The following is a 26,679-nucleotide window of genomic DNA, read 5'->3' on the forward strand; positions in this document are numbered from 1 at the left end:
GACTCTCGTTTAAAACACTTCTTCGAGAAAATGTAAGATCGTTCTTTTCGTTCTGAAATAGTGGCTAATAAAGCTAGAAAGACTGGCCAAAATTGTAATATGTCCAGTTTTAGGAATCACAGCGATATGGCTGTGATTTCCACTCTGTCTTAAAGCCCGATCCAAATCCAACGTATTTTCTTTGCCGACAAGCTGATCATTTTCAGCCATGAGCAAGTAATGTTTAATACTATTTTGATTGACGAAATAGTATGGCATCACTTCTTGATAAGAAATACTTTGATCAAAAGCATCTTCGGCAAGTGGGTCACCCTTATAATCAAAATGATAAGGTCCAGCTAAACCGAAAATCGCCTTAATATTTCCTAAACATTGAATAGGATTTGGTTTTGGGTGATAAACAGCAGACATTACATTAAATGCCCCTGCTGAATGCCCCATAAGCACAACATTTTCTGTAGAAATTTCTAGTTTGTCTTGGTTTTGATGTAAATAATTCAGTGCCTGAGTCAAATCATCAACAAAACTCGGAAAAATATTTTTAGGAGCTAATTGATAGTTGATAACTGCAACGTCATAGCCTTCTTTAGCAAACGTCTCACCAATAAAAAGATAATCTCGCTTATTACCATGCTGCCAAGCACCACCATGTACAAAAACAATAAGAGGCTGATGTGCTAGTTTTTTAACAGATCGGTAAATATCCAAACGGTGACGCGGCTTTAGACCATAACGTACATTTGCGACCTGTTCAAAACCATCTTTTGGCGTAAAACGGTTTAAAGCAAAACTCCCCAAATCATAAAGGCGGAACTCTTTATAAAGAGTTCGCGCCTGTTCAATTTTACTTTGTAGTTGTTCAATCAGATTCATATATTACTGTGCATTCGAAGCTGGATCTGTTTGGTCAGGATCAATTGCAACAGGAGTTTGAACTGTTGGTTGAGCAATGACGTTATTAATAATTGGTGTAGTCGTTGCACTAGCAGTACTCGCCGCTGGCGCAGGTGCTAAATCAACGTTATCAATGAGTGTCACAATTTTGGTCACGTTACCAACATTTTGAAGCACATTATTTAAATCATTAATTTCAGCTGTATTTAAACGGCCCATTACATAAAGTACGCCGTCTTCGGTATGGACAAGTACTTTACTGTCCGATACAACTGGCGCTTTCATTAATAGAGCACGTGTATTTGCAGTTACACCAGCATCTTGCATGATCGTGTTATAGCTGACCTTATTACCCACGGTAATGTAGTTATGTACAGCTTTTACATCACTCATGGCTTTAAGATTGTCTTCTGCCAATTGTTTCAAGTATGGGTCTGGCACTTGTCCTGTTAATAAAACAGTACTATGGAAACTTTCGATATTAATACGTGATTGTTTAAAACGCTGATCAAGCTTATAGAGGTTAATATTCGCTGTACGTTTAATTGAAGAATCAATGAATACCTGACCTAAGCTACGTACACCACTATCTGTTCCGACTGGAGCTGTACCTGTTCCACCAGAAATAAAACTTGCGCAACCTGACAAACTTGCGACACAAAGCGCTGTTACAGCAATACGTTTCAACACTCCACCAGACTCCTATCAATCTCTTCTTGGCTTGATCATAAAACATCGGTTTTAATTTGCTCAAAAGAGTAATGAACTCTTAATCCAAAGTAAATGCATTTTCGATCCATTGCAGATCATAATGGAAATTTGAAAAGTCTTGCTGTACTGTTTTTGCAATTTTCTGTGGAAAATCAAAACAAATCACATCAAAACGACAATAAAAATCCTGATAAGATGGGTAGCGCTGTAAAAAACGCATCGCGGTTTTAATAATTTTCTTCTGCTTTGTTCTCGTTACCATTTCGCAAGCTTGTCCATAATTTCCTATAGTACGCGCTTTTACCTCGACAAAAACCAGTTCTTGTCCTCTTTTAACAATCAAATCCACTTCACCACGGCGTGAATGATAATTACTGGTTACCCATACATAGTTTTGCTTTTGCAACAGGTTTAAAGCCGTTTGCTCTGCCCATTTACCCAACTGCTGCGCTAATAGCATTCTTATCTTCCCCAAATTAAAAGTAGCACCACATATTTTGATGCTTAAATTATTTCGTTAAATCCACCCGTACTTTTTGATTTAAATTGAACAAATGAAAATCAGATCATTTTGGAAAAGCAAAGGTTGGCAGACATTGTTCACGCCCAAATCATAATTTCGGGTAAACTACCCCATTAAAATTGTTTATCTGTACGGAGTAAAACCAAATGAGTGCTCAGTTATTCGTTGTAGCCACCCCAATCGGGCACTTAGATGATATGACTTTCCGTGCAATTGATATTTTAAAATCAGTTTCTATTGTAGCTGCCGAAGATACGCGTCAATCAGCACAATTATTTAAGCACTATAATATATCGACTCAACTTACTGCATGTCATGATCACAATGAAAGTAATAAAATTGAGCAGTTAGTTCAAAAATTACTTGCAGGCGATGATATTGCTTTAATTAGTGATGCGGGTACACCGCTTATTAGTGACCCTGGTTTTAAGTTAGTTCGAGCTGCTCAAGAACATGGTATTAGGGTTGTTCCCGTGCCTGGCGCATGTGCTGCGATTGCCGCTTTAAGTGCAGTAGGCCTACCGAGTGATCGTTTTGGTTTTGAAGGATTTTTGCCATCAAAAGCTTCTCAACGTATTTCTCAATTAGAAAAACTCAAAAATGAAACTCAGACCTTAATTTTCTATGAAGCACCACACCGTATTTTAGAATGTGTAAAAAATATGGCTGAGGTATTTGGTGAAAACCGCCCTGTAGGTTTCGCACGTGAAATTACCAAAACCTTTGAAACCATCAAAAAAATGACTTTAAAAGATTTGGTCAGTTTTATAGAAAATGATCACAACCAAGAAAAAGGCGAAATTGTTCTTGTAGTTGGCGGTGCACCAGAAAAAACAGATCTGGAACAAGAAAAACTAGATGAGCTTTTAAAGCGCTTACTTCAAGATTTATCTGTTAAAGCGGCATCTCAACTGGCTGCTGATTTAATAGGAGTTAAGAAAAAAGTCGCTTATCAACGTGCGCTTGAGTTAACACAATCTTAATCTTTTGATTAAGCACAGTGATGAACAATAAATAGCCTTCATCATCACTGTGCATGAATTTTGCATAATAATATTAAAGATAAAAATAAGAGTATTTACATGAATGTACAGCTTGGAAAACTTGGGCCGCATGAAGAGTGTGAACTAGAATTACTACTTTCAGGCGAGAAACCCATCGCTTTGTTTTATGATCTATTACCTACCGAGTTTTTAGAGCATCTCGAGCAAGGTACTTTATCTATGCTGAGTAAAGATATTGAAACCTCTTTACCTTTACCATTTTCAATTATGCTGATCTATAAAAATGCTCCTTTAGCAGATTTAAATGAACTTGTGTTATGTATTGAAAAATCACTAAAGGAGACTCAACTCGAAGATCGCTTAGAACTTGACCGTAGAATCGGACAACTTTTAGGTTACTCAACACAAGATATAGAGTTTTATATTCAGCATGTTTCAAATTTTTATGCCCGCTCAGGGACTTAAATTTATCTCAATATCTTTTTTGCTGATTGAACAATTGTTTCAGTTAATACATCAAGTTGCTGTGACTGTCTTTTCCAGTGGTGCCAATATAAAGGAACATCAAGTTCGGCTTCAGGCATAATATCAACAAGTGTTCCATTTCCGAGTAGTGGCTGAACCTGCAACTCGGGCACCATGCCATAGCCTAAACCTAATTGAATTGCTTTGACGAAAGCATCTGTTGCTGGAATAAAACTATAAGGATAACTTTGCATCGGTAAACCGTATCCTTTTAGTAAGACCTCTGAATGCATTAAGTCTTTATGATTAAAAATAACTGCTGGTGCTTTTCTTAATGCGTCTCTATTCACTCCGGCACTAAACCATTTATTTACAAATTCAGCAGAGGCCAACATTTTATAACGCATTTTTCCTAGTGGTTGAGCTAAACAACCTGACATGACCTGCTCTTCTGCCGAAATACAGGCATTGACTTGTCCTGTCTCCAATAAAGTGTGCGTGTGAGATTGATCATCAATTTTTAGTTCTAAGACTATTTTTTCTTTAAAAAGTGTTTGCTGAATATTTGGTAAAAGCCAAGTAGCTAATGAATCTGCATTTGAAGCTAGAGCAATTTTATAAAATTCAGATTCTGATGATTTTCCCATCAAACCTTGTAATAAATTTTGCTCCATTAATCTCGTATGACGTAAATGTTGCAATAAAGTTTGCCCCGCTTGAGTGAGCACACAAGGGCGACCTCGTATAATTAGAATTTGTCCTAAATACTTTTCTAAAGCCTGTACGCGTAAGGACACTGCCGAGGGTGTAATATATAAATGCTCCCCTGCCGCATCAAAACTTCCCAATTCTGCGACTGCAAGAAAGGCTTCACATTGTTTGCTATCTAACATATCAAACCTAAATTTTTTTTAGCCAAACCTAAATATTCTTAATTTTACTTATTTCTTAATAAAAAGTCAGATAATTCCCATATCTGATTTTTTCACCTTATTGTTATGTTCTCTCTTAGTATATTTTTTAAAGGTTTCGGTATTGGTAGCGGGCTTATCGTAGCAATTGGAGCTCAAAATGCTTTTGTCCTCAAACAAGGGCTTAAACAGCAATATGTATTCTGGTTGTGTTTAATCTGCGCACTGTCCGACTCAATTTTAATTGCATGTGGTGTATTAGGTTTTGCAGAAATCATGACGGCATCACCTATCTTAATTACCGTGGCTAAATATTTAGGGGCAACGTTTTTATTCGTTTATGGTGTCAAAGCATTTTATGCTGCATTTAAGACTACCCAAAGTATGGACCTTGATAGCAGTCAAAAACAAACATTAACTCAAGCATTAGTGACCTGTCTTGCCTTTACTTGGCTTAATCCTCATGTCTATTTAGACACTATTGTTCTGATTGGTTCAGTTGCAACTCAGCTTGAAGATAAAGTGAGTTTTGCTTTGGGCAGCATTCTTGCCTCTTGGGTTTTCTTTTTTAGTCTGGGCTATGGTGCAAGATTATTAAAGCCACTATTTACCAATCCTAAAGCTTGGAAAATTTTAGATTTCATTATTGGTTGCGTTATGTGGAGTATCGCTATAACCCTCTTGTTTTAACGGCTTAAAATTAAAAAAGGATCATAAAAAGATCCTTTTTTATTACTCTTTAGTATTACGCTTCACTGGCAACTATAACTCTTGCCTGTTTTCTTTCTTGTTGTGACTGTTTTATAACAGCATAGCCAGAAGATACACCCAAGTATGCAATGACAAAGGCAACAAATAAATCGGGAAATACACTGCCTGTTCCAAATACCCCAACCGCCGCTAAAATTACAGCAATATTAGCAATTGAGTCATTTCTACTGCACAACCAAACAGAGCGCATGTTGGCATCACCATCACGAAATGCATAAAGCATAAGCGCCACAGAAACGTTAGCAATTAGAGCCATTACACCAATTGCCCCCATCACCATTGGTTCGGGTGAAACACCATAAAAATACGACCAGACCACTTTCGCAATGACAAAAACACCGAAAGCCGCCATCGTTATTCCTTTAACTAATGCCGCTGTCGCACGCCAATATAAACTCATCGAAAGAACGACTAAAGATAGTGCATAGTTTGCTGCATCTCCGGCGAAGTCCAGTGCATCTGCCCAAAGTGAAACAGATTGGGCCTTATAACCTCCCAATATTTCTACCACGAACATTAAGGCATTGATTACAAGTGCAATCCATAAAGCTTTTCTAAAACGCGGACTCATTTTCTTTGAAGGAGAACATGTTGAAGCACAACCACATCCAGCCATTTTATTTCCTCAAAAACTCTTTTATAGTGATTAAAAACCCTCGAGTAGCTCCAGAGTCAAGTCTTATGAGTTTTTCTATTGGTCAATTATCAAAAAAAGCGGATATTCCAATTGATACGATCCGTTATTACGAAAAAGTAGGTGTACTTGATCGCATCCAACGTTCAGAAAATAATTATCGTGTTTATACCGAACAAACACTTGCAGACCTTTTATTTATTAAGCATTGCCGTGAATTAGATATTTCACTAAGTGATATTAAAATATTAAAAGAAATGAAAACTCAGCCTAAACAGGCCTGCACAGAAATTGATAATTTAGTCGATAAATACTTAAAAGAAGTATCAGAAAAAATCGAACGATTATTACTTTTAAAAGAATCTTTAATTGATTTAAAACAGCATTGCTCTACCAATCGAACAGTAGATGAATGCGGGATCCTGAGAGAACTGCAAAACTCGCTTTAAAAATAAAAAAAGCATCACTCATGTGATGCTTTTTAGGATTAATGGTCGCTATGTTCATCTGGAGGAACTTCAGTAATTCTCCCCCCTCGAGCTAAAAATGCGGCAACTTCATCTTCCAGCGCTTGGCGCTGTTTTTGCTTAGCAGTCACAGTCAGTGTTTCTGCCTCAGCAATATCAGTATCATTAATACTGCTTGCTTCTTCATCAGCTGCACCGCTTTCAGCTGCTTTCGCTTCATCTTCATCTACAGCAGAATCTTCTGCATCTTCATAATCATTGATATCTGACATTTTTCACTCCCCAGAATGATTTCTATTGCATCATCGCTATGGTCCCAAGACCTCAGAAATTTAGCAATCTCTTTGCATTTAGCAAAGAGCCAAATTGGTCAAATGTGTATCTTTTTCAACCCAATTGGTAATGATATATAAATGATTGCTTAAAAAATATCTACTGATATTTATTTAGACCAGTAGAGCATAAACTTCGTAATTATTTTAACGACTATACTGGGTGTTTTGTAAAGACCCTAAACCGTTTGCTTGTTGCATAAAACGCTCTTTTAAGAAGGAAATTTGTTCAACCTGCTTGAGTCCCACATTCCGAGCCCAGATAAATGGAAATAGCTCACTACTTTCCAACCAGCCAATTGCCGACATGCTATGCATCATTGCATCATTTTGGCCTTTACGGCGATGCTCATAACGCAACAATGTCTGTTCATTTGCCCATACGCCACGCGCTAAGTCATGTAGTAATGCATCACAGAGTACAGCTGCATCTAAACAACCAATATTTACGCCTTGTCCAGCAAGTGGATGAATCACATGTGCTGCATCCCCAATTAAAGCTAAACCAGCTTTCACATACTGTTTTGCAGCGCGCGCTTTGAGCGGGAATTGGGCTCTTGAACGTACATCTAATACTTCACCCAACATATGTTGGCTTTCACGAGTTAAAAGCTGCATAAACTCATGATCGGTTAAAGCAGAATATTCATCGGCATAATCATCAGGTAGTGTCCAGACAATTGACTGCCAGTAGCCATTTTCATTTTCTTCAAGACTTGCCATTGGCAAATATGCTAAAGGCCCTGTAGGTAAGAAAATTTGCCGAGCAACATGATTGTGGGGTTTAGATGTTTTAATGGCACAACTAATCGCTGCTTGCTTGTAATCTAAGACATCTAGGTCAATAAAGGCCTGTTCTCGTACAAATGAATTGGCACCATCTGCACCAATCAGCAGTTTTGTTTTAAGTGTCGTACCATCTGTCAATTGAATATGCCAACAACCAACACCTTGCTCAATGCGAGTCACACGAACTTGAGTACGATAGTCTGTTAACTGCTCAAGCATTTTTTGTTGAATAGCAACATTCAACACACTTGGCTCAACCATAGAACCCAAGGTCTGTTCTGGCATTGGTCTTTGTACGGACTCGTGACCAAAATTAATTTCACCATAGCCATTCAGATTCCACACTTGCATGCCTGTATATGGCATTTGACGTGCTAGATCATCCCAAATATTGACAGTTTTAAGTAAATGAATGGTCGCTTGGCTCAGTGCTAAAACACGTGGGTTCATCACACTTAGTGTTTTTTCAACATCCAGTACAGGAGCAGCATCAAGCACAGTAGGCTGTACCCCACCTTGAGCAAGTAATAAAGCTGTTAAACCACCAACCAATCCACCACCAACAATGACAACATCTAGTACTTCACTCATGCCTTTAACCCCATTGCATAGTTCGCTACCAGTGGTTTAACACCTGGAATGACATCAAATGCAATTAATCCCGTATTACGAATTAATTTTAATAATGGATTTTGGTTACTAAAACCACGAACCACGGTGTCACAGAACTTAATCACTCGTTGTTGATCTGACAAACGAGCTTGTTCATAAGCCAGTAAATTATCTGGGTTACCAATATCGTCAGAAGCGGTTAGCTGGTTCACTAAATACCGTACTAAAACATCCGCATCACGTAGACATAGGTTAAAACCTTGTCCTGCAACAGGATGGATTGTATGCGCTGCATTCCCCATTAAAATAACGCGTCCGACAGCTTGTTTATGTGCGAGCACTTGTGAAAGCGGATAACTAAAGCGTTTGCCGGTTTTTTCAAATTTACCAGCTCGGTCACCGTAAGTTTGTTGTAACGCACTTAAGAAATGCTGATCATTTTCATCGCCTAACCACTCACTTTCAGTGCCTTTTTTAACAGGCCATACAACCGAACGGCGATATTCGCCCGGTAAAGGCAACAAAGCTAAAGGACCTAATGCACTAAAACGCTCAAAACCTACTTGCTCATGGGGTTTTGAAGTCTGAACGGTAGTGACAATTGCAACCTGATCGTAATCATGAACATCAACACCGACGCCAATTGCCTGACGACAAAAAGAGTCACGTCCATCTGCGGCGATTAGTAGTTTTGATTCAAGTTTTAAAACCTCATCATCACGTTTGGCCTCAATATGTACTTGCTCAGCATCTTGAGTTAAAGCAGTCACTTGAACGCCATCAATTAGCTCAATCAAAGGCTGCTGACGTACTTGAGTCAATAAAACACGACCCAGCCAAGCATTTTCAATCACCTGTCCAAAACTTTCGACTTTTTCTTGTTCTGCAATTAAACGCGCCTTACCAAAACTGCCTTGTTCAGTAATGTGAACTTGTAAAATTGGAGTCGCGTGCTGCTGTAATGCATCCCATAACTCCAGCTTCTGATAAATCTGGACGCTACGACGCGATAAAGCCGTATTACGCGCATCGAAACTGGAATGATAAGGGGCAACATTTTGATCATCATAGTTTGGGTATTTCACAGCTTCTAATAGCTTTACTGCAATATTAGCCTTCGCCAGCATGAGTGAAAGACTAAGTCCAACCATTCCCCCACCTACAATAATCACTTGTTGTTGCATCGAGTTGTGCTCCTTTGGCGAATACGTTTAATTATGATTTAGCTTGCGCCATTAAATGTTCAATATCTGCAATATTTTTAACTACATCAGCAGTTAAAACTCGTGGACCTTTTGATGTTGCGACCACATCATCTTCAATACGAATACCAATACCACGCCATTTTTTATCTACAGTTTCATCGTCTGGTGCAATGTATAGGCCGGGTTCAACGGTAACGACCATACCTTCTTCATATTGACGCCAGTCTTCACCTTTTTTGTAAGACCCGACATCATGTACATCCATTCCTAACCAATGGCCTGTACCATGCATATAAAATTGACGGTATGCTTCGGTTTCGATAAGTTCGTTAACATCACCTTTGAGTAAGCCTAAAGCAACCAAGCCTTCAGTTAAAATTTTAACGGCTACTTCGTGAGGCTCACGGTACGAATTGCCAATGTGTACTGCATCAATCGCTGCATATTGAGAAGCCAATACAACTTCATATAATGCTTTTTGTTCAGCACTAAACTTACCATTGACCGGAAAAGTACGGGTAATATCTGAGGCATAGAACTCATATTCGCATGCCGCATCAATTAAGACTAAATCACCGTCTTTAAGAGGTTGGTTATTTTCAACATAGTGCAAAATACAGGCATTAGCCCCACCACCAACAATACTGTTATAAGATGGGACACAGCCGTTTTGCCCAAATATATAATTGAGCTCGGCTTCAAGCGCATATTCCATCATACCTGGCCGCACCATCTGCATCGCACGAGTATGTGCCTTAGCACTAATTTTTGAAGCAGTTTGCATCAGCTCAAGTTCTTGTGGTGACTTGATTAAACGCATTTCATCGACAATACGGTCGAGCTGTACCAGTTGAGCTGGAGCACCTTGATGTCGATGCTCAGCATCTGCTTTTTTAATCCACTGGCTCACTCGTGCATCAAACGCAGCATTTTGCCCAATCCGATAATAAAGGCGTTCTTTATTTAATAACTTTTCAATAATTTCTTCATCAAGCAGATCAATTGCATAGGCTTCATCTGCATCATAGTCTTCGATTGCACCGTCAATTCCGGCACGGTAACCATTCCAGATTTCCATCTCGCGGTTACGTTCACGGCAAAAAAGACTATAGCTATAGTCAGTTACATCCTCAAAAGTTTCAATAACTGCAACTGCCTCAGGCTCAGTAAAGCCCGTCAAATAGAAAAAACTACTATCGGCACGGAATTTATAATCCGCATCACGATTACGATACATCTCCTCACGCGTTGCAATAATTGCAATACTGTTAGGACCCATTTTTTCTGCTAAACGGTCTCTACGATGTTGAAAATCAGCTTGAGGCAATTTCATAATGATCTACTTGATTTAGAATTTTAAAGTCAAAAAATAAAATACAACCAATAACACATCGCCTCAATTAGCTTGGACGATGTGGTGTGAACATTTCTACAATATTCTGATCTGTACCTAGAGCCGCAGTTTTACTTTTTGCATGAAAGTTTTTCAATAATGAACTTTCAGCTACAGTGATTTTTTTTCTACCAATCGACAAGCTCACAGGGATTAAGCGTACAAATTCATACAATTCTTCGTAACTGCTTTCGCCTTCCTCATCATTGTCAGAATCTTCAAATTCAACTGCTGCAACATCTTGAAGGTGTTCAATCAATTCACGCTCATCACTACGAACATGACCCGACGCCAAACCGAAACCTAACACAACACCTGCACACCAATCAGATAGTGCTTGCACACGCTCTTGAAGTAAATGTTCATCATCTGGAAGCATTGGTAGATAATCTAATTCATCTTCAGATAAAGCATGAACCACATCTTCTGCTTCGTCAGTCAAAAGCGCTAAAGCATCTTCACTTAACTCTGGCACATTAAGGGTTGTTAAAATTTGTGACCATTCTTCACGCGTAGGCGCTTCTGTCACACAAACAATACCTGTTAATAGACCATGTAACTCACTAGGGCTTGAAATTTCTTCAATTCCTTCAAAATGAGCGTTCCAATCTGTCCAGCCTGAAATATCGTCTTGCATTCGTTTATCCAATCTCTATACTTTGTATATATTACCTTTGATTGCAATTCTGTGCGACCTCGTTATGTTAGAACAATTACAGCGGCTACAAGCGCATATTAGCGTTTTAAAAACACGCTTACATCATTTAGAGAGTGAACATGCGGCACTCTCGGAAGCTAAAGAACTGGCTGAAACAGAGCATCACGCACAAGTTGTGCAAAAAAATAGTATTATCACTAAAAAACAAGAGGAAATTGAGTCGGTAACTGAGCAACTTTCTCAGCTAAAAGGCCAATTTCAACAATTGAATCAAGATGCTAACACACTTGCCGAACGTTATAGCCGATTAGAAAAAAGTACGACTGATTTGAAAAATCGTTTTCAAGAAATTCTTGCAGAACGAAATGAATTACGTGTTGCAAAAGAGAAGTTACAAGCTCACCAGCGTCAAACCCAACAAGAGCTGCATGATTTACAACAAGATCGTGACCGTTTGTTACAAAAAAATGAGCTTGCCAAATCAAAAGTTGAAGCCATTATTCAGCGTTTAGGAATTTTAGGCACTGCTCAAGATCAACACGCTCAAGAAATCCAGCAACTTGCCCATCCTAATGCTGAAACTGGTGAGGAGATCCAATCATGAGTGAACAAGTCATGGTAGAGCTTAGGCTGATTGAGCAAACTTTTAGACTCGCGACTACCTCAGATAAAAAAGATGAACTTGAACGCGCAGCACAACTTCTCAATGAGAAATTTAATGACATGCGCCGTAGTGCCCCACGTGTTGAGCACAACAAACTAGTCATTATGGTCGCTCTACAGTTAACTCAAGAAGTGCTAAGCCTTAATAAATCTTTGCAGGAATACACTCACTGTGAACGCCTACTGCAAGCGATTTTAGAAGATGTGGAACAGGTTATTTAACAAGCTTTGATTACCACAAAATGCCTTGCTCTATAAATCATAGATGCAAGGCTTTTTTTATTTTGACTATCAACTACAGTTGAATATCGTTTTATCCACGTTCAATGTACAAAGCTTCATCAAACGCAAACTAAGTTTACAGTTCCATAGACTCAAGTGATTGCCAACATAGTCAGATCGGTTATACTTAAGCTATCTCTGGGATGTTCGCCAGCGGGTCTATTCCCCTGCCGATACTTAAACTTATGGATTGCGTTCTGTATATTTAGAGTGTATGCCTACCTTCGAGTAGGAAACCCAGCAAGTATACGTCGCGTCCACCTTGAACTCATCGGGTTCAGGGTAACGACACATGCAGCGGCATCTTCGGAGCATTTACTTTTAACTAAATAATAAAATTTCAAATATTTATTTTAATTTGCCTTTCAATACAGACCTGTCGGTACGATCTTTTTCTCAAGCATTCAATAAGCATCACATTATTATTTTAGAGATGAATAAGTCTCTGCATTCAAAATTACTTTTCTTTTCTACTCAGGCATTCTTGATACCAAGCTGTTTGAAAATCTTCTATCGCTTTTCTTTTAAAGAAGCTGGTCTTGAATACTTTGGTTGAGTAAGCAGAAGTAATTAAATCTTGATAAAGTTTTTTTGCCTTTGGATCTTCAAGACTATTCGCTATATGCTGCAATTCTTCAGATGGGACTTTTTGTTGACGCGCTTCCATGACAGTATAAGAAACTTTCTTTACCACATTACAAATTTCGGGGTCATTTACACTTTCATCGGCATAACAGCCAAAAGCTAAAAAACTAAGAAAAAATAATTTAAATCTCATATACCTACCTTATTTTTATAGCTTTGAATTAATTACAGAATTTTATTATTAATAAAGAAATAGGAAATTGATCCCTATTTCTTTTAAAGGTTTTTATGCTGGATTAATCACATAAAAATAAATAATTAGACCTACTAAAACGGTTGAAGCGATCGTTAAGTATGTACCAACTGTATTAAAACTCTGTAAAAACTTTAAGATTTCCATATCTAAATCCCCTAAACTTTCACTTATAAAGATAGAAGAAAATTTATCACAACTCAATAATGCCAATCAATTCACATTTATCTGATTTTTTGAGATTAAAATCAAAACAAACTTATTGAGTGCATCTAATCGCAAAAGCATCCTTATAGTAGTCAGTCGCACTTTTCAAATCCGCTAATAATTTGTCTTCGGTATAAGGTTTAGGCGAAATTTTTATTAAGGCAGGCATATATTGGGTCTTATAAACTTCTGGATAGTCATGACATAAGATTTTGACTTTAATTTCTTGCGGTGTATTCGGGTTATCTAGTTGATCTAAAAACTCTCCTATTTTACGATCTGATTCTTCAAATTGAGCTTTATAATCAACTTCCGCCGCTTCGGGTTCGGCTTGTTTCGTACATCCACCAAGTAGCAGACCAGCACTTATTGTAATGGTTAAAATTTTCAACTTCATAGGCTTAACAATTCTGCATTAATCTTTTAAATATACTTAACCTTATTAAATGTAAAGAAATACTGACAATACGTAAAGAAATAGAATTTTTAATACTTAAACACAATAGATCAGATCAATTTATGACTTTTGGTCTAACGAATTTAAGTTATTTTCGAATTACCCTTCTATTTCCATAAAGCTGTCGAAAAATAGGTATAATTTTGCACAACTGATCTTTAATCTTAGTTAGATTTATACATGAATGAACTCAGCTTTATTAGAAAAAATTTAAGATCTAAAAGACGTTCTTTAAGTTCATTTGAGCAAAAACAAGCTCAGCTTGATGTTCTTCATCATTTAAATACCCTGCCTATTTTTCATTCTTCCAAAAAAATTGGTTTATATTTGCATGCCTTTGGAGAAGTTCACACAGAGCTTCTCATAGAATTATGTTTTAAAAAAAATAAGCAGGTTTATTTGCCGATGATTTGTTCTATGAACCAGCGTTTGGTCTGGGTAAAAATATCTAAAAACCAATATATAAACCGACGTTTTTCGCATCACCCATTGGGAATGAAAGAACCGATGGCCACTAGAGCAAAACATGTTTCATCAATTGATTTATTGATCATGCCACTTCTGGCATGCGACCGATATGGTACGCGTATTGGCATGGGAGGTGGTTATTATGATCGTACCTTGGCAAGTGCAAAACACAAACCTTATCGTTTAGGGTTAGCTCATCAATTTCAATTTATCGAACATACTTTAAAACGTCAGAGTTGGGATCAGCCATTAGATGCTTTACTCACACCTCAACGTGTTTATTATTTTAAAAGATAATATTTATATAAAAACTAATAAAATTTAGTCATATAAAACCAGTTTTTTTACTTTTATGTCTTTCAAAATCATAAAAGTAACCACCCTAAAGATGGTTACTTTTACGTGACAGACCGTTTCACCAATTTATATTACCACCTCTATTAGGCACCAAACATTGAATAAGTTGTGAATTATTGTTAACCATATAATGTCTATAAATCGCCCGTAAAATGATTGTTTTCTATTCATAAACATTTTTTGTGATATGAATATTTATAATTATTAAGCTAAATTACTTAGCATTAATACAAAATTTTATTCTTCTTAAGAATTAATCTCTTGATTCATAACATTTTTAAAAAAAAGTTGACTAAATTAGTCCTTTTTTCCATATTTTCTCTAGTGAGGCCCTTGTAATTTTTAAAATACACATCACTATAAAAAACATGGCAACCTCGTTGTCACTCATTAGGAGTGCCCATGTCTGAACTTATTATGAATGAAAAAACTGACTTAGAGCCTCAGGTTCCAAGTGTATTACCACTTTTAGCGTTGCGTGATGTTGTGGTTTACCCACACATGCAAATTGCGTTATTCGTGGGTCGTGAAAAATCGATCAATGCAGTTGATGTGGCTCGTAACAGTGACAATTTAGTATTTGTAGTTGCGCAAAAAGATTCGCTTACAGAAGAAATTGATCACGATAACCTTTATCAGTACGGAACTGTCGCTAAGATTGTTCAAGTCGTAAATCATGAGAATGATGAAAACTGCATTAAAGTACTTATTGAAGGTTTACATCGCTCTAAACTTGAAAAGATTATCGATGAAGATAGCCATTTGACTGCTGAACACAGCTTAAGTCCAATGACAATTAACGTAGATAAAGCTACTCAAGAAACTCGTTTGCAAGAGTTACGTACTTTATTTGCTCAATATGCTGAAGCAAAATTACGTAATGCACGCGAACTCGTTGCTGCAGCTAATAAAATTGAAGACTTGCTACAACTCATGTTCTTCGTAGCAACACGTGTGCCTCTAAATATTGAAATTAAACAGAAGTTTTTAGAGCACGATGAGTTCGAAGCACATTTGCAAGAGCTTATGAGCTACTTGGTAAATCAATCTGCTGAACAGCAAATTGAACAAACTTTGCATGACAGCGTAAAACGCCAAATGGAAAAAAATCAACGTGAATACTTTCTAAATGAAAAAATGAAAGTCATTCAACGTGAACTTTCTGACATGAATGGCGGTGCTGAAGATGACGTTGCTGAAATAGAGAAACGTCTTGCTGAAGCTGATTTACCTGAACACGTACGTAAAAAAGCTGAAGCTGAGTTCCGTAAGCTTAAAGCAATGCAACCTGCGTCTAGTGAAGCAGCTGTTGTACGTAACTATCTAGAAGTAATTTTAGATACACCGTGGAATAAAGCGAGCAAAGTGAGTATTAACCTTGCGAAAGCACAGGAAATTCTCGATACAGATCATTACGGCTTAGATGACGTAAAAGACCGTATTGTTGAATACTTAGCTGTTCAGTCACGTGTTAAAAAGCTCAAAGGTCCGATTCTATGTTTAGTAGGCCCTCCTGGTGTAGGTAAAACTTCACTTGGTGAGTCTGTCGCGAAAGCAACTGGCCGTGAATTTGTTCGTATGGCACTTGGTGGTGTACGAGACGAAGCTGAAATTCGTGGTCACCGTCGTACTTATATTGGTGCGATGCCAGGTAAAATCGTGCAATCTTTAACAAAAGTTGGCGTGAAGAACCCATTGTTCTTACTCGACGAAATTGACAAGATGGCACAAGACTACCGTGGTGATCCTGCTTCTGCATTGCTTGAAGTATTAGATCCATCACAAAACAGTAAGTTCAACGATCACTATTTAGATCTTGATCTTGACCTATCTGAAGTGATGTTCATCTGTACTGCAAACAGTATGAATATTCCAGAAGCCTTGCTTGACCGTATGGAAGTTATTCGTCTACCGGGTTATACCGAAGATGAGAAAGTTAACATTGCTGAACGTTACCTTGTTCCAAAAGCAATTAAGAACAATGGTCTACGTCCAAAAGAGTTAACAATTCATGAAGAAGCGATTCGTGACATTGTTCAACGTTATACACGTGAAGCCGGTGTACGTAGTTTAGAACGTGAAGTGTCTAAAATTGCGCGTAAAGTGGTAAAAGAAGCAGTAAGTAAAAAGTCTAAAAACTTACAACTTGATGTGACTTCTGCCAATCTTCCAGAATACTTAGGTCCACATAAGTTTGACTTTGGTATCGCAGAAGATGAAGCACAAGTAGGACGCGTAAATGGTCTAGCTTGGACATCTGTAGGTGGTGAGTTACTTACCATTGAAGTTGCAGCTGTTAAAGGTAAAGGTAAATTCATTACGACTGGTTCACTCGGTGACGTAATGAAAGAATCTATTACTACAGCAATGACTTTAGTGCGTACACGTGCCGATGAATTAGGTATTGAAGCTTCTCGTTTTGAAGAAACTGATGTACACGTTCACTTACCTGAAGGTGCAACACCAAAAGATGGTCCATCTGCTGGTTTAGCATTAACAACTGCGCTTGTATCAGCATTTACAGGTATTGCAATTCGTCCAGATATTGCAATGACTGGTGAAACAAGCTTAGGTGGTCGTGCAATGCGTATTGGTGGCTTAAAAGAAAAACTTCTTGCGGCACACCGCGGTGGAATAAAACTTGTATTTATTCCTCAAGACAACGTACGAGACTTAGCAGAAATTCCTGCTAATGTTAAAGAAGGTTTGGAAATCAAAGCTGTGAAAAGTATTGATGACATCTTACCTTTAGCATTAGTTTCGATGCCAAAGCCTTTACCTAAAACACCGATTGTAAAACCGGTGGAAGGCTCAAAAGCAGCACGCCACTAATTAAAAATATAGAAAAAGAGAGCTTCGGCTCTCTTTTTTTTGTTACACAATTTGATTGAAAAATATCCAACCATCCTCATAATAGGTAATAAGAGTATTTAAATAAATGAGTACTCTTAACTATCTAATTCTTAGATAGCCTTGTTTTATTCTCTATGATCATCTGAACTCCAGACAGATGATCATTTGATCGCAGTCCAACACTGTTTTTTGGACTGCGTTTTTTATGCCAGCTTTTTAGATCGTCAGATGCTTTCATTCCTCAGGTATAATGCGCCAGCTGTTTTTGAATGAATAGATAACATGAAAATTCGTATTCTGACCATTGGTCAAAAAATGCCTGCTTGGGTTCTTACTGGTTTTGAAGACTATTTCAAACGCATCCAACCTTTTGTTCAAACCCAAGTTATTGAACTACCTATGGCCAAACGTGGTAAGAATGATTCAGAAGCGGATATTTTAAAGTATTGCCAAATTGAAGGCGAAAGTATTTTAAATGCTTTAAAACCGAATGAAACGTTAATTGCTCTTGAAGTTGGTGGTCGGGAACTAAGTACAGAAAAATTAGCTGATACAATGAAACAATGGATGCTTGAGGGTAATGATGTAGCTCTCGCGATTGGCGGTCCAGATGGTTTGTCAGATCAGGTACGTAAAGCTGCCGCTTGGCATTGGTCACTTTCAAAACTTACGATGCCCCATCCTTTAGTACGTGTTTTATTAATCGAGCAACTATATCGGGCGATGAGTATTAATCACAATCATCCTTATCACCGTGCATAAAAAGAACAAACGTTTCATTTTAAGAACAATCCGTTGAAATCAGGATACTTTTAACATGTCCTGATTTTGGCATAATGACTATTATTCTGCTTTTCAACTCAGGTGTAATGAAATGGAACTACAAACCCTTCCCGGACTGTTTATTTCTCATGGTTCACCCATGCTTGCACTTGACCCAGAACAAGTGGGACCTGCTCTACACCGTTTAGGCACAAATCTTCCTATACCTAAGGCAATCATTGTGATGTCTGCGCACTGGGAAAGTAAAGCACTTGAAGTGAGCATTTCGACTCGTCCTGAAACGTGGCATGATTTCCGTGGATTTCCTAAAGAATTATATGAAATTCGCTACAGTGCGCCTGGCGAACCAGCATTAGCAGAAGAAATCTTAAAACTATTGGCAGATGCTCACTTTGTTGCACATGCCAATAGTACACGTCCTCGCGATCATGGTGTATGGATGCCTTTATTGCATATGTACCCAGATGCAGACATTCCTGTAGTTGAAATTTCTTTACCATCAAATTTAAGTGCACAAGAAATTTATCGTATAGGACAAACACTCGCCCCTTTACGTGACAAACAAATTTTACTCATTGGTTCGGGAAGTATTACTCATAATCTCGCAGAGTTATCTTGGCAAGGAGACAACTCTAAAGTTCCTGAATGGGCTTCGACTTTTAGAAATACTGTCGTTAATAAGCTTTCCCATCAAGATTATGATGGAGTTTTAGACTGGCAATCACTGCCTTACGTAAAACGCAACCACCCTACGCTTGAACATTTTGCACCTTTGTTTTTTGCTATGGGTACAGGCAATCGCTTTACGATTGTTCATAGTAGCTTCACAATGGGCTCATTAGGAATGGACATCTATCGTTTTGATTAATTATTAAGAAATACCCCGTTTTGCGGGGTATACCATTATTTTTGTTGAAAATTAGAATAATTTACAAACTTATACATTTTAAAAACCGAAACAATCAAATGTTTACATTTTCTTTTTTTAAGAATGTTTTAAGCTTATTACTGTTGTTTTTTTACTTGAAGTTTTTAAATGAAAATTAAATATTTAATTCTTACGTTATTACCTTTTTCTTTGATGGCGTGTCAAACAGTTACTAATACTCCTGCTCCAGTTGTTTCTGAGCAACAACAAAACCTTGCAACCACTTTAGGTGAATATGCATGGACTTATCAAAATGTAAAAGCTTCTAAGCCACTTATTCTTAACTTTAATGCAGATGGTAAATTAGCAATCAATACAGGTTGTAATGGCCAAGGCGGTACTTGGAAAGTTGAAGGTAACCAACTTGTTACTTCTAATCTTGTTTCAACGATGATGGCTTGCCAAGATGATTTAATGAAACAAGAACAATTGTCGAATAGCATCTTTAACGAAGCAAAATTACCAATCGAAATTAGCAACACTAATGGTCAGGTGATTTTAACGGTGACAGATAAAGCTGGTCAAAAACACATTTTCCAAGGTCAAAAAGCAGTTAATACTCAAGCTTTAACAGATTACTCTTGGTCATATCAGCCTGAAAATACTAAAAAGCCAATCGTTCTTAACTTTACAAATGATCGTTTATCTATCGCAACAGGTTGTAACCGCCAAGGAACAACTTGGAAAGTTGAAAATAATACGATTGTAACAGCTGACGTAATGTCGACGATGATGGCATGTGAACCTGCTTTAATGAAACAGGAACAGTTCTCTAGCAGCCTCTTCCAAAAACGTGCAATTCCATTTGAACTCAATACTACAAATGTTGATCAACCAACATTGACAGTATCTGATGCTCAAGGCCAGAAATATACTTTCACTGGTAAAATGACACCTGAAGCAAAATATCAATCTGAAGGAAAAACAGTTTTCCTTGAAGTAGCTCCAGAAACTAAATCTTGTACTGGTGTTGCGCCACAAACTTGTATGCAAGTTCGTGAAATTAAATATGATGACAAAGGCGTTAAAACTTACGCAGACAAAAACTGGTCATTATATTACGGTCAAATCGAAGGTTTTGAACACAAACCAGACCAACGCGTAATTTTGCGTGTAAAACGTTTTGAAGTGAAAAACCCAGCTGCAGACCAATCTAGTCAAGCAGATGTATTAGATATGGTTGTAGAACAAGAGTTAGTTAAAAAACCTAAAAAATAAGTTTTTAGACTAAAAAAATCCGATGCTTATGCATCGGATTTTTTATTTCTATCTTAGAAAATACCTTGAGCAAGCATTGCATCAGCAACTTTTACAAAACCTGCAATATTGGCACCGTCTACGTAGTTCACAGTACCGTCTTCTTTAGTACCATATCTTACACAGTTGGCATGAATGTCTTTCATGATTGCATGTAAGCGTTCATCGACCTCAGCATGGGTCCAGCCTAAACGAATTGCATTTTGAGACATTTCTAAACCAGAAGTTGCCACACCACCCGCATTAGATGCTTTACCTGGCGCATACAAAATTTTAGCTTCAATAAAATGTTCAACTGCTTCAAGTGTAGATGGCATATTAGCGCCTTCAGCTACACAAATGACACCGTTAGAAATAAGTGTTTTAGCGTCTTCACCTGTTAATTCATTTTGTGTAGCACATGGCAAAGCAATATCAACAGGAATATTCCAAGGCGTTTTTCCTTCAAAATATTCAAAACCATGTTTAGACGCAAACTCGGAAATACGACCACGTTTAACGTTTTTCAGTTCCATCACTTCAGCAAGTAACTCATCTGTAAAACCATTTTTTAAATAAACTGTGCCGTTTGAGTCCGACAAGGTAATAACTTTTGCTCCTAAGAACATCGCTTTTTCTGCTGCATATTGTGCGACGTTACCAGAGCCTGAAACTGAGACAGTTTTACCAGCAAAAGATTGTCCACGGGCTTTTAGCATTTCTTCTGCGAAATAAACCGTACCATAACCAGTTGCTTCAGGACGCATCAAGCTACCACCAAATGAAATTCCCTTACCAGTAAAAACACAAGCGGTGTCGTTACTCAGCTTTTTCATCATGCCTGCCATATAACCGACTTCACGTGCCCCTACGCCAATATCACCCGCAGGAATATCCGTATTTGGTCCTAAATGACGGTAAAGCTCAATCATGAGTGACTGACAGAATCGCATAATTTCAGCATCAGATTTACCTTTAGGATCAAAATCTGAACCACCTTTCCCACCACCCATTGGCAAAGTCGTCAGTGAGTTTTTAAAAGTTTGCTCAAAACCTAAAAATTTTAAAATTGATAGATTGACCGATGGATGGAAACGCATTCCACCTTTGAATGGACCAATTGCTGAATTGTATTGAACACGGAAAGCACGGTTAACTTGAGTCTGGCCTTGATCATCCATCCATGAAACACGGAATTGAATCACACGCTCTGGTTCAACCAAACGTTCTAGCAATCCCTGCTCTGCATATTCCGGATTTTTTTCAATAAATGGCCACAAACTCGTCATAACTTCTTCGACAGCTTGTAAGAACTCAGGTTGATGCGGATCACGCGCTTGCACGTAATTCAGGAATTCATTCAGGTTGTTGTATTTCAATGCACGGTCCTCAGCATAGTAATGAATTAAATTGGTGCAATACATATTTAAATGCATCATTTAGCAGCAAAATATTAAATCCCTTTCCATCAATTTTAACAATACTTATTTTAAATTATTTTATTTATCTTAATTATCAAAAACTTACTTTTATAAAAACTACTTAAAAATAAGAAATAGTCATTAATCTTTTCATTTTTGTTGATCTATTATTGTGCAATATTAGCTACATTTTAGGTCAATCAAAAAGCCAATAAATTCGTTAAAATCCATTGACCTTACTTAGGTTTTTCTTCATTATCGCATCGTTTTAACCAAGCTATTTGCCCACTATGAATTCATCTATTTCTCTCATACGCGAGATTGATGCGTTATTACCACAGACTCAGTGTGGTTTATGTGGACATCGTGATGGATGTCTACCCTACGCAAAGTCGATTGCTGAAGGTGAAGAAGCAAATAAATGTGTTCCAGGTGGTCAGCCTGTAGCCGATGCACTCGCAAATCTATTAAATCGTCCTGTGTTAACCGCTGAAACTAGCGTATGGCCTGTACAAGCCGATGGTCGTCCCCAGCGAATGAAAGCGATTATTCGGGAAGATGAATGTATTGGTTGCACCAAATGTATTAGTGCTTGCCCTGTAGATGCTATTATTGGAAGTGGTAAGCTCATGCATACCATCTTGACTGACTTATGTACAGGTTGTGAGTTATGTATTCCACCTTGTCCGGTAGATTGCATTGATTTGGTCGAAGACACGCAAGCATTACCAAATGAGCAACAGCGTATCGCTGAACAAAATGATTTAAGACAACGTTATTACGCTCACATTCAGCGAGAAGAAAAGCGTCGTACTTACCGTAAAGGGCCTGTAGTACGCGCTGAAATTGATACCCAACTGTTTGCCCAGTTCTCTCAGGTACTTGATGAAGTACCTTCAATTGAGCTCATCGAGAAACCCAAAGAAGTTGTGTCAACTGATGCAAAAACTACAATTGAGTTAGCGAAAATTCGTACGCAAATTAAGAAACTGGAAAAACAACTCAGTGTACGTGAAGATACTAAAAAACGTCTTCAACTTGAAGAACTTCAACAGCAACTCATGCAATTACAGGAGGTCTGAATGGCCGTCAAGAATATGACGAAAAAGCAGATTCAAATTTTCTTTGAACGCCTTCGCGAACAACGACCTTCACCTCAAACCGAGTTAAAATATTCATCTCCATTTGAGCTACTTATTGCAGTTATGTTGTCAGCTCAAGCGACCGACGTAAGTGTTAATAAAGCAACTGATAAACTCTACCCTGTGGCGAATACAGCTGAAAAAATCTATAACTTAGGTGTAGATGGGTTAAAGGAATATATCAAGACAATTGGTCTCTATAACGCAAAAGCCGAAAATGTCATTAAGACCTGTAAGATTTTAATGGAACAATTTAACGGCGAAGTTCCAAGCAACAGAAAAGATTTAGAAGCTTTACCGGGTGTCGGGCGTAAAACAGCCAATGTTGTTTTAAATACAGCTTTCGGACAACCCACCATGGCTGTCGATACTCATATTTTCCGAGTGGGAAATCGAACTGGTTTAGCAGTAGGTAAAAATGTTCTTGAGGTTGAGCACCGCTTAATTAAGGTCATTCCTAAAGAATTTATTTTAGATTCACATCACTGGCTCATATTACACGGTCGTTATTGTTGTATCGCCCGTAAACCTAAATGTGCAGAATGTGTAGTTGCAGATGTCTGTAACTGGCCTGATCGTTTTGAATTTGGTGCACAAAAGCAAATTGCCATTAAAAATATTGAAGCTTAAAAATATGGTTGGGTATAGGGATTATACCCAATCAAACTTACTTTAGACGCTTTTTTTCATTACGCTCTTCTTTTGCTTGTTTTTGAACCTGTCTTAGCATTTTGTAGCTTTGAAAAGCCAAAAATATTACTAGTGCCAGACTCAGCAATACCACCAAAATCAATATGATTTTCATATTGTTCTCCTGCACTTAATGAAAGAAAAGAGCCCTCACAAAGAGGGCTCATTATCACAAACAATATTAAATTATTTGTCTAAGATGTTGAACAAATCTTTTTGTACATCTTCAATTGTACGCAAGCCATCAAGCTTGTCATAAGTTGGAGCATTTTCACCAGAAGCAGCACGGCCTTGGTAGAAACCAACCAGTTGCTCTGTTTCAGTGTGATAAGACGCTAAACGCTTACGGATTGTTTCTTCTTGGTCATCTGGACGTTGAACAAGATCTTCACCAGTTTCATCATCTTTACCTTCCACTTTAGGTGGATTGTATACAGTGTGATAAACACGACCAGAAGCTGGATGCTGACGACGACCAGAAAGACGTTTTACGATTTCTTCATCAGGGACATCAATTTCAATCACGTGATCAATGCTAATCCCTTCTTTTTCCAAAGCTTCAGCTTGTGGAATAGTACGTGGAAAACCATCGAAAATGCAGCCATTTGCACAGTCAGGTTGAGCAATACGTTCTTTTACTAAACCGATAATAAGTTCATCTGAAACCAAACCACCAGATTCCATTACACTTTTAGCTTTTAGACCTAATTCAGTACCTTCACGAATCGCAGCACGGAGCATATCACCGGTTGAAATTTGTGGGACATTGTAGCGCTTACAGATCAACTGAGCCTGAGTCCCTTTGCCTGCTCCAGGTGGTCCGAGTAAAATAATGCGCATAAAAAACATCCTCATTTAAAACAATGAATATGAAGTCCGGCAGAAAAAGTCTCGTTAATCTTCAATAGATCCTGCCTGACATCGAATTATAAGAAAGCCACAAACAAATGTATTGTACCAGCAATAAATCCGGTTACCCCACCTAGTACAATAAGAATCCACTCATCCTCCTGAAATGCAGGACGTAATAAATTCTGAAATTCTTTTGGTGTTAGTTCACGAATACGCTCTTTAAACATTTGAAAAATCTTCTGTGCCCGGCTTGCGTTCAGTGCTGGGTCACATACGGGTCCCATCGTAATTTCAATTGAACGATCAATCAAGTCCGTCTTTAATCTTGCGTACTCTCTTGGCCCTAAAGAAAGCTGTAAAGAGGTGCGAACTAACGGAGTTTCCATGATTTCGTTAATATGACGCTTAACAATGCGGCGCGTTTTATCTTTACGCGGCCCATACATCATTTCGGTCATAATCGATTTTAACGTGATCAAATCTTCTGTGACTACGCTCGAAAATACATCAGAGACTTCCTCTTGACGCTTCATAAAAGCGCCTTGGACATTATAAGTCCCAATTCGAAGAACTGGTACAATCCATGGAAACTTACGATCTTTTGTTAATCTAAAAATCTGTGGATACCGAATATAATGTGGCTCAATTGGATTAAATACCATCCAGATTGCGATCCAGTTAGTTAAAAATCCCCAAATTGCAGCCCAAAATGGTACTGTCCAGTGCCATGGTACTACAAACCAAACCACCATTTGGAAAATACCAAAGAACATCCCAATCAGTGCACTAATATGCCAAATAAAGTTAATTTCTTTTTGACCCACCTTTAAGAACATACGTACCATTAAACGGCGATCACCTTCCATCTGGCTCACGACCATTTCACGCATGTTAACCAGTGACTCTACATTCATGGTCAGCTCAGTCACTAATTCTTTTAGCACACCCGGCAATTGCTTATGTGCTTGAGCATAAATACGGCGTTTAATTGAATAAGGTAAATTTTCCCAAAGTACGGCATTACGATCGATCATGACTTCATCAATAAGATGTTCAAGTTCAAAACCAACTTGTTCACCAATAATACGCGCCATATCTTCAGGATCCATTGCTTCTAAAAATTCACGCAATGAGCCTAATTTAGATAAAGTGTTATCGGTAATAATCCCAGAGATACGTCCTGCTTTACGTGGCACGATACCTTGCCAACCTACTGGTAATGGTCCTAAATGGAATCCCCAAAATTTAATTGGGTAAAATACCATTTTTAAAGCCATCCACACATGTGCCCATGTGACAAAAGCCGTTACGGGAATAATACTCAAAACGGCCCAAAAATCAGGTCTGTGTAAAAAGGTCTGCCACAATCCACTGACGTACTCTAACATGTAAGACTCTCGTATTTATTTGTGCTCTGCTTATGGCGAGTTAACGATAAACTGCTTTGTTTTATAAACCAAAACTTAGAGAATAAGAAAATTGAATTTGTGGTTTAGTATCTGCAGCAACATTTCCGTTCTGGTCAGTTAATTTTTCAGCCGCACCGATACCCACACTAAAAGTGCTAATTCTTTCTGAATTTAACCACACATAGGCCAAATCAACACCCGCACCTAAACGGGATTTAAAATCACCATCAACCTCTTTACTATCAAGATGACCAGCATAGAAACCGATATAGTAACCATTTTTGTCTGTGCCAGTAAGATAATAAGGGTATCGGAAGCCAACTTGACCACCAGCGGTTTTGTCACCATTCAAAAATGCACCGGCTTTGGCATAGGCAATACCATACGGATTTACCCATTCACCGTTAAGATGTAATAATTTTTGAGTAACGCCTGCACCCACATTCCAGGTAGATGCATTATGTCCTGCTAATTTTGCTTCCGGAAGAAACGAGTAGTCTTGAGCATGGGCCCAACTACTTACTGTCAAAACTGCAAGTAAGGGATAAATTTTTCTCATTATTTTCTCCATTTTCCCTAATCGTATGGTGAGAACAACCCTATTCTATTGAATGAGAGACTTTAACAGAATTATTTTGCTTCTTATATACAAGTATCTACAATTTTGTTGTCTACAAAGTCAAAAAGTATCTTATTAAAATGCAATGAAACTTTGAAAATTATG

General features: G+C 37.9%; 31 protein-coding genes and 1 other RNA gene. 14 read left to right on the forward strand and 18 right to left on the reverse strand.

Going from position 1 to position 26,679, the window contains the following annotated elements; all coding sequences use genetic code 11:
* Window positions 1-9: 9 nt before the first annotated feature.
* The 3 genes from ACO6UW_RS03950 to ACO6UW_RS03960 all read right to left on the reverse strand — a co-directional run bounded on the left by ACO6UW_RS03950 (window position 10) and on the right by ACO6UW_RS03960 (window position 2,065).
* Window positions 10-873: an alpha/beta hydrolase gene (locus tag ACO6UW_RS03950; protein ID WP_002117650.1), complete on the reverse strand. Its 864-nt coding sequence runs from the start codon at window positions 871-873 to the stop codon at window positions 10-12.
* A 3-nt stretch (window positions 874-876) separates the two neighbouring features.
* Window positions 877-1,584: a BON domain-containing protein gene (locus ACO6UW_RS03955; RefSeq protein WP_002117601.1), complete on the reverse strand. Its 708-nt coding sequence runs from the start codon at window positions 1,582-1,584 to the stop codon at window positions 877-879.
* A gap of 79 nt (window positions 1,585-1,663) precedes the next feature.
* Window positions 1,664-2,065 (reverse strand): YraN family protein, encoded by a 402-nt coding sequence (locus ACO6UW_RS03960; RefSeq protein ID WP_005070523.1) that lies wholly within the window; start codon window positions 2,063-2,065, stop codon window positions 1,664-1,666.
* A 209-nt stretch (window positions 2,066-2,274) separates the two neighbouring features.
* On the opposite strand from ACO6UW_RS03960, the gene rsmI reads away from it, so the two are divergent.
* Both rsmI and ACO6UW_RS03970 read left to right on the forward strand, forming a co-directional pair.
* Window positions 2,275-3,111 carry a 16S rRNA (cytidine(1402)-2'-O)-methyltransferase gene (gene rsmI, locus ACO6UW_RS03965; protein WP_057076715.1) on the forward strand — a complete coding sequence of 279 codons (837 nt, stop codon included), beginning with the start codon at window positions 2,275-2,277 and terminating at the stop codon, window positions 3,109-3,111.
* A 99-nt stretch (window positions 3,112-3,210) separates the two neighbouring features.
* Complete coding sequence (locus tag ACO6UW_RS03970; RefSeq protein ID WP_057062162.1) at window positions 3,211-3,597, forward strand: hypothetical protein; 387 nt, start codon at window positions 3,211-3,213, stop codon at window positions 3,595-3,597.
* Window positions 3,598-3,599: 2 nt separating this feature from the next.
* Here ACO6UW_RS03970 and ACO6UW_RS03975 read toward each other — a convergent pair whose 3' ends face one another.
* On the reverse strand, window positions 3,600-4,490 hold the full coding sequence (locus tag ACO6UW_RS03975; RefSeq protein WP_005070528.1) for a LysR family transcriptional regulator ArgP: 891 nt from the start codon (window positions 4,488-4,490) through the stop codon (window positions 3,600-3,602).
* A 105-nt stretch (window positions 4,491-4,595) separates the two neighbouring features.
* On the opposite strand from ACO6UW_RS03975, the gene ACO6UW_RS03980 reads away from it, so the two are divergent.
* Window positions 4,596-5,198, forward strand: coding sequence for a LysE/ArgO family amino acid transporter (locus ACO6UW_RS03980; protein ID WP_057062161.1), 603 nt, complete (start codon window positions 4,596-4,598; stop codon window positions 5,196-5,198).
* Window positions 5,199-5,253: 55 nt separating this feature from the next.
* Here the strand turns inward: ACO6UW_RS03980 and ACO6UW_RS03985 are convergent, their stop codons facing one another.
* A complete protein-coding gene (locus tag ACO6UW_RS03985) occupies window positions 5,254-5,895 on the reverse strand; it encodes a cation transporter (RefSeq protein WP_057062160.1) in 642 nt (213 codons plus the stop codon).
* Between the two features lie 65 nt (window positions 5,896-5,960).
* Here ACO6UW_RS03985 and ACO6UW_RS03990 point away from each other — a divergent pair, with 65 nt between their 5' ends.
* On the forward strand, window positions 5,961-6,362 hold the full coding sequence (locus ACO6UW_RS03990) for a MerR family transcriptional regulator (RefSeq protein ID WP_057062159.1): 402 nt from the start codon (window positions 5,961-5,963) through the stop codon (window positions 6,360-6,362).
* 38 nt (window positions 6,363-6,400) lie between these two features.
* On the opposite strand, the gene ACO6UW_RS03995 is transcribed toward ACO6UW_RS03990, so the two are convergent.
* From ACO6UW_RS03995 to ACO6UW_RS04015, 5 genes are all read right to left on the reverse strand, one after another.
* Window positions 6,401-6,652: a hypothetical protein gene (locus ACO6UW_RS03995; protein WP_002117665.1), complete on the reverse strand. Its 252-nt coding sequence runs from the start codon at window positions 6,650-6,652 to the stop codon at window positions 6,401-6,403.
* A 207-nt stretch (window positions 6,653-6,859) separates the two neighbouring features.
* Window positions 6,860-8,092, reverse strand: coding sequence for an FAD-dependent monooxygenase (locus ACO6UW_RS04000; RefSeq protein ID WP_057062158.1), 1,233 nt, complete (start codon window positions 8,090-8,092; stop codon window positions 6,860-6,862).
* On the reverse strand, window positions 8,089-9,297 hold the full coding sequence (ubiH, locus tag ACO6UW_RS04005) for a 2-octaprenyl-6-methoxyphenyl hydroxylase (protein ID WP_057062157.1): 1,209 nt from the start codon (window positions 9,295-9,297) through the stop codon (window positions 8,089-8,091). The genes ACO6UW_RS04000 and ubiH overlap by 4 nt, the downstream gene beginning before the upstream one ends.
* A 31-nt stretch (window positions 9,298-9,328) precedes the next feature.
* Window positions 9,329-10,651, reverse strand: a complete 1,323-nt coding sequence (gene pepP / locus ACO6UW_RS04010) for a Xaa-Pro aminopeptidase (RefSeq protein ID WP_057062156.1) — start codon at window positions 10,649-10,651, stop codon at window positions 9,329-9,331.
* A 67-nt stretch (window positions 10,652-10,718) separates the two neighbouring features.
* Window positions 10,719-11,348 carry a UPF0149 family protein gene (locus ACO6UW_RS04015; RefSeq protein WP_002117501.1) on the reverse strand — a complete coding sequence of 210 codons (630 nt, stop codon included), beginning with the start codon at window positions 11,346-11,348 and terminating at the stop codon, window positions 10,719-10,721.
* A 64-nt stretch (window positions 11,349-11,412) separates the two neighbouring features.
* Between ACO6UW_RS04015 and ACO6UW_RS04020 the strand changes: the two genes are divergently transcribed.
* The 3 genes from ACO6UW_RS04020 (at window position 11,413) to ssrS (ending at window position 12,631) form a co-directional block, all read left to right on the forward strand.
* A complete protein-coding gene (locus tag ACO6UW_RS04020) occupies window positions 11,413-11,973 on the forward strand; it encodes a hypothetical protein (protein WP_002117619.1) in 561 nt (186 codons plus the stop codon).
* Complete coding sequence (locus tag ACO6UW_RS04025; RefSeq protein ID WP_002117766.1) at window positions 11,970-12,254, forward strand: cell division protein ZapA; 285 nt, start codon at window positions 11,970-11,972, stop codon at window positions 12,252-12,254. The genes ACO6UW_RS04020 and ACO6UW_RS04025 overlap by 4 nt, the downstream gene beginning before the upstream one ends.
* Window positions 12,255-12,446: 192 nt before the next feature.
* Window positions 12,447-12,631, forward strand: a non-coding RNA gene (ssrS, locus tag ACO6UW_RS04030) — 6S RNA.
* Between the two features lie 140 nt (window positions 12,632-12,771).
* On the opposite strand, the gene ACO6UW_RS04035 is transcribed toward ssrS, so the two are convergent.
* The 3 genes from ACO6UW_RS04035 to ACO6UW_RS04045 all read right to left on the reverse strand — a co-directional run bounded on the left by ACO6UW_RS04035 (window position 12,772) and on the right by ACO6UW_RS04045 (window position 13,756).
* On the reverse strand, window positions 12,772-13,092 hold the full coding sequence (locus tag ACO6UW_RS04035; RefSeq protein WP_002117636.1) for a hypothetical protein: 321 nt from the start codon (window positions 13,090-13,092) through the stop codon (window positions 12,772-12,774).
* 93 nt (window positions 13,093-13,185) lie between these two features.
* Window positions 13,186-13,299 (reverse strand): hypothetical protein, encoded by a 114-nt coding sequence (locus ACO6UW_RS04040; RefSeq protein WP_002117788.1) that lies wholly within the window; start codon window positions 13,297-13,299, stop codon window positions 13,186-13,188.
* Window positions 13,300-13,411: 112 nt separating this feature from the next.
* Entirely contained in the window at window positions 13,412-13,756 is a 345-nt protein-coding gene (locus ACO6UW_RS04045; protein ID WP_057062155.1) for a hypothetical protein, read from the reverse strand.
* 240 nt (window positions 13,757-13,996) lie between these two features.
* Between ACO6UW_RS04045 and ACO6UW_RS04050 the strand changes: the two genes are divergently transcribed.
* The 5 genes from ACO6UW_RS04050 to ACO6UW_RS04070 all read left to right on the forward strand — a co-directional run bounded on the left by ACO6UW_RS04050 (window position 13,997) and on the right by ACO6UW_RS04070 (window position 20,423).
* Window positions 13,997-14,581: a 5-formyltetrahydrofolate cyclo-ligase gene (locus ACO6UW_RS04050; RefSeq protein ID WP_057062154.1), complete on the forward strand. Its 585-nt coding sequence runs from the start codon at window positions 13,997-13,999 to the stop codon at window positions 14,579-14,581.
* A gap of 462 nt (window positions 14,582-15,043) precedes the next feature.
* On the forward strand, window positions 15,044-17,473 hold the full coding sequence (lon, locus tag ACO6UW_RS04055) for an endopeptidase La (RefSeq protein WP_002117591.1): 2,430 nt from the start codon (window positions 15,044-15,046) through the stop codon (window positions 17,471-17,473).
* 303 nt (window positions 17,474-17,776) lie between these two features.
* Window positions 17,777-18,256: a 23S rRNA (pseudouridine(1915)-N(3))-methyltransferase RlmH gene (gene rlmH / locus ACO6UW_RS04060; RefSeq protein ID WP_002054393.1), complete on the forward strand. Its 480-nt coding sequence runs from the start codon at window positions 17,777-17,779 to the stop codon at window positions 18,254-18,256.
* 112 nt (window positions 18,257-18,368) lie between these two features.
* Window positions 18,369-19,145 (forward strand): DODA-type extradiol aromatic ring-opening family dioxygenase, encoded by a 777-nt coding sequence (locus ACO6UW_RS04065; RefSeq protein WP_016144656.1) that lies wholly within the window; start codon window positions 18,369-18,371, stop codon window positions 19,143-19,145.
* Between the two features lie 168 nt (window positions 19,146-19,313).
* Window positions 19,314-20,423: an META and DUF4377 domain-containing protein gene (locus ACO6UW_RS04070; RefSeq protein WP_057062153.1), complete on the forward strand. Its 1,110-nt coding sequence runs from the start codon at window positions 19,314-19,316 to the stop codon at window positions 20,421-20,423.
* A 53-nt stretch (window positions 20,424-20,476) separates the two neighbouring features.
* Here the strand turns inward: ACO6UW_RS04070 and gdhA are convergent, their stop codons facing one another.
* Window positions 20,477-21,880, reverse strand: coding sequence for an NADP-specific glutamate dehydrogenase (gene gdhA, locus ACO6UW_RS04075; protein ID WP_081037650.1), 1,404 nt, complete (start codon window positions 21,878-21,880; stop codon window positions 20,477-20,479).
* A gap of 272 nt (window positions 21,881-22,152) precedes the next feature.
* On the opposite strand from gdhA, the gene ACO6UW_RS04080 reads away from it, so the two are divergent.
* Window positions 22,153-22,944, forward strand: a complete 792-nt coding sequence (locus ACO6UW_RS04080; protein ID WP_002117659.1) for an RnfABCDGE type electron transport complex subunit B — start codon at window positions 22,153-22,155, stop codon at window positions 22,942-22,944.
* Window positions 22,945-23,634, forward strand: coding sequence for an endonuclease III (gene nth / locus ACO6UW_RS04085; protein ID WP_002117539.1), 690 nt, complete (start codon window positions 22,945-22,947; stop codon window positions 23,632-23,634).
* Between the two features lie 37 nt (window positions 23,635-23,671).
* Here nth and ACO6UW_RS04090 read toward each other — a convergent pair whose 3' ends face one another.
* From ACO6UW_RS04090 to ACO6UW_RS04105, 4 genes are all read right to left on the reverse strand, one after another.
* The gene (locus ACO6UW_RS04090; protein WP_002117672.1) at window positions 23,672-23,809 is read right to left on the reverse strand and encodes a hypothetical protein; all 138 of its coding nucleotides are present in this window, start codon (window positions 23,807-23,809) and stop codon (window positions 23,672-23,674) included.
* Between the two features lie 71 nt (window positions 23,810-23,880).
* Complete coding sequence (adk, locus tag ACO6UW_RS04095) at window positions 23,881-24,534, reverse strand: adenylate kinase (RefSeq protein ID WP_002117671.1); 654 nt, start codon at window positions 24,532-24,534, stop codon at window positions 23,881-23,883.
* Window positions 24,535-24,620: 86 nt separating this feature from the next.
* Window positions 24,621-25,934 carry a membrane protein gene (locus ACO6UW_RS04100; protein WP_005070566.1) on the reverse strand — a complete coding sequence of 438 codons (1,314 nt, stop codon included), beginning with the start codon at window positions 25,932-25,934 and terminating at the stop codon, window positions 24,621-24,623.
* 61 nt (window positions 25,935-25,995) lie between these two features.
* Window positions 25,996-26,514, reverse strand: coding sequence for a hypothetical protein (locus ACO6UW_RS04105; protein ID WP_002117557.1), 519 nt, complete (start codon window positions 26,512-26,514; stop codon window positions 25,996-25,998).
* Window positions 26,515-26,679 lie beyond the last annotated feature (165 nt).

The sequence above is a fragment of the Acinetobacter sp. JADD-222 genome (assembly GCF_049310645.1).